Consider the following 3,510-nt stretch of genomic DNA (forward strand, 5'->3'; position numbering starts at 1 on the left):
GCCTCGGCCGCGGGAAGAATTCGACGCCTGGCTGAACGAGCAGGCCGGCCTTCCCCTGGATGCCGAGCACGGACCCGGATGGCACCTTGCGGTGCTCCCGTTCACCGAAGGCGGCGCGGGGGTGAGCTTGGTCGTCTCACATTGCCTCACGGACGGCCTCGGGGCGTGCTTGGCGATGGTGGAAGCGGCGTGCGGCTACGACAACGCCATCAACTGGCCTGCTGCTGCGTCACGACGGCGGTGGCGGGCGCTGCGCGAGGACGCCCGCCAAACCGCGCGTGACACCCCCGCGATCGGCCGCGCCGTCGTCGCCGCAGCACGATTGGCCCGGCACAACCGCCGAAGTGCTGAATCTGCCACACCGCGTCCGCTGCCCGCCGCAGCGGACGAACGCATCACTCTTCCGATGGCAACGATCTTTGTCGACGCCGACGAGTGGAACGCCCGCGCACACATGCTCGGGGGAACCAGCAACGCACTGCTTGCGGGATTGGCAGCCCGCCTGGCCCAGCGAGTGGGTCGGGTCACCGCAGACGGCTCGGTCACTTTGGCGATGCCCGTCAACGACCGCACCGCCGACGATACCCGCGCCAACGCCGTCACGAATGTCGACGTCACGGTCGACCCCGCTCCCGCGACGACGGACCTGCGCGAGATGCGGGCCGCGATCAAGCAAGCGCTGATCCGCCACCAGGAGGTGCCCGACGAACGGTGGGCATTGCTGCCGCTCATTCCTCTGTTGCCCAAGCGGCTCTTCCGGCGAATGGTCAGGGTGGCCGCGGGCAGCGCGACCAGCGTCGTCTCATCGAACCTCGGTTCGGTCAACCCGGCCACCAACCGGCCAGACGGCACCGACGCCGACTACTTCGCCATGAAGTCGCTCTACCCGGGCATGACCAAAGCGACGATGCACCGCACTGGCGGAGTGCTGGCGTTGCTCTCGGGGAGAGCCCACGGACAGGTCTTCGTCTCAGCCCTTGCGTACCAGCCAGGCAGCTCGAATGACAGCTTGCGACAAGACCTTTCGAACACACTGAACGACTTCTCGCTCATCGGCACGACGGGCTGGCGACGCCCTACACCAGTGGGCCGCGCGCAGTAAGCGTCCCATCCACGACGAGCGGGTGACCCCGCTCCCGCCCCCCGCTTGACCATACGAAAGAAGGGTTCACTGTGGCTAACCAGTCCGGCGCCTGCCGGACCTCGACCAGCATCGATGCGTTTTCGGTGCTGGGCCGCTTGGTGGTGCGCGCGCCGTGGCTGATGATCGCAGCCTGGATCGTAGTGGTCGGCGTGCTGGCTGTGGCCATCCCCCCGTTGACCAAGGTGGTGGAAAACCAGACCGTGCAGCCGCTGCCGCCCAAAGACATGGCGGCCGCCGAGCAGATGGCCAAGGATTTCGGTGAATCCGCTCAGAACGTCCTCATCGTCGTACTCACCGACAACCGGGGTCTGCAACCTGGCGATGAGGATGCCTACCGCAAACTGGCCGCCACGTTACGCGGCGACACCAACGATGTGACCGGCGTACAGGACGTCCTCACCACGCCCGCACTGCGTTCAATGATGGTCAGCGCCGACAACAAAGCGTTCTACATGGCGGTGAATCTCAGGGCGCCTGCCGGCTCCCCTGAGTCCTCGCAGGCCTACCAGCGGATCACAGAAATCGCCAAACGCTCCACCGCGGGTTCCTCGCTGACCGCGGATGTGACCGGACAGGCGGCCATGGTCGGCGACCTGTCAATCGTCAGCGCCCGCGACATGCACCTAATCGAGATCGCCACCGCACTGCTGGTACTGACCATCCTGCTGGTGATCTACCGACGACCCGTGACCGTGCTGCTGCCATTGATCACCATCGGAATTTCGGTGGCCTCGGCCCAGGGTGTGGTGTCCGCGCTGACTCAGCTCGGACTTGGAGTGTCCGCCCTGACGATCGTATTGATGACCGCGATGATCGTCGGCGCCGGCACCGACTACGCCGTCTTCTTGATCAGCCGCTACCACGAATACATCCGGTCCGGCACAGACTCCGACCTGGCTGTGCAGCAGGCGCTGAGCTCCATCGGCAAGGTCATCGCGGCGTCGGCGGCCACCGTCGCCATCACCTTCTGTGGCATGGTCTTCACCCGCCTCCCCGCGTTCACGAGTGTGGGCCCGGCACTTGCGGTTTCGATCGGGATCGCCTTTCTTGCCGCCGTCACGCTGTTGCCCGCCATACTCGTGCTAGCCGGTCGACGCCGATGGGTAACGCCCCGACAGGCGCTCACCAACCGGCTGTGGCGGAGATCAGCCGTCCAAATCGTTCGCCGGCCCAAAGCACATCTGCTGATCAGTTTGTCGGTGTTGATCGCGCTGGCCAGCTGCGCGGCCTTCCTGCGGCCCACCTTCAACGACCGCCTGCAATTACCGCAATCGGCGCCGAGCAATATCGGCTTTTCGACGATGGAAAACCACTTCTCGACGAGTGCCCTGCTGCCGCAATACATCTACGTGCGCTCGCCACACGACCTGCGGACATCGCGGTCCCTGGCCGACCTGGATCAGATGGCGCAACGCGTGTCTCAGCTGCCCAATATCGCCGCGGTGCGCGGCATCACGCGACCAACCGGCCAGCCGCTTGATCAGACCAAGCTCAGCTTTCAAGCCGGAGAGGTCGGTACCAACCTCGCTAACGTTTCGACCCACATCAGCGACCGAACCAACGACCTCAACGCACTGACAAGTGGCGCCGACCAACTCGCAGCAAGCCTGGAAAAGGTTCGCGACCAAATCCGCAGCGCCAGCGGGTCGGTGACCGGGCTCACAGCAACGCTGAACCAGGTGCAGCAGCAACTCGCCGCGGCGGCCCAACTGCTGGACAGCATCCGCGGACACGCGAACACCAACGGGTCGGTTTTGACGCTCGCCGCCAGTGTCGTCGACTCGGCGGGCCCGATGATCGACGCTTTGAACAACAGTCCGCAGTGCAGCGCCGACCCGGCGTGCAGCGCCGGCCGCTCCCAACTCGAACAACTTGTCCAGGCGCGAAACAACGGCACATTGGACGCCGCGCAGAGAGCGGCGGCACAGAACGTGCAATCGACAGTGCAGCATCTGAGCACCCTGTTGGCAACGGCAGGCGGCAGTCTGCGGGCAGCGGACATCAATAGTCCTGCCGGTGCGCCGCAGAGGATTGCCCAAATGCAGGAAGGCGCCGACGCACTGGCCGACGGCAGCCAGCGGCTGGACCAGGGTGTCCGCGCACTAGTTGATCAGACCAAGCAGATGGGTCTAGGAATGAACCAGGCAGCCGACCTGCTGCTGTCGATGAAGAGCGACGCCTCACCAACCTCGAAGGCGGGCATGTACATCCCGCCCAAGGAGCTCACCTCAGAGGACTTCAACAACGCCGCGTTGATGTTCATCTCGCCCGACGGTCATTCGGTGCGCTTCGTCGTCGATTCGAAATTCGACCGATTCAGCACAGCCGCGATGGAACAGGTGGCATCGATTCTGATTACGGCGCGC

Annotated in this window: 2 protein-coding genes; both read left to right on the forward strand. The window is 64.9% G+C overall.

All coding sequences use genetic code 11. The features are described 5' to 3' along the window. On the forward strand, window positions 1–1,102 hold a 1,102-nt coding region (locus tag JWP83_RS20460; RefSeq protein WP_297733842.1), incomplete at its 5' end, for a hypothetical protein. 71 nt (window positions 1,103–1,173) lie between these two features. Continuing rightward, window positions 1,174–3,510: MMPL family transporter (locus JWP83_RS20465; protein WP_297733845.1), on the forward strand; the 2,337-nt coding region annotated here is incomplete at its 3' end.

The organism is Mycobacterium sp. (genome assembly GCF_025965855.1).
Classification (GTDB): Bacteria; Actinomycetota; Actinomycetes; order Mycobacteriales; family Mycobacteriaceae; genus Mycobacterium.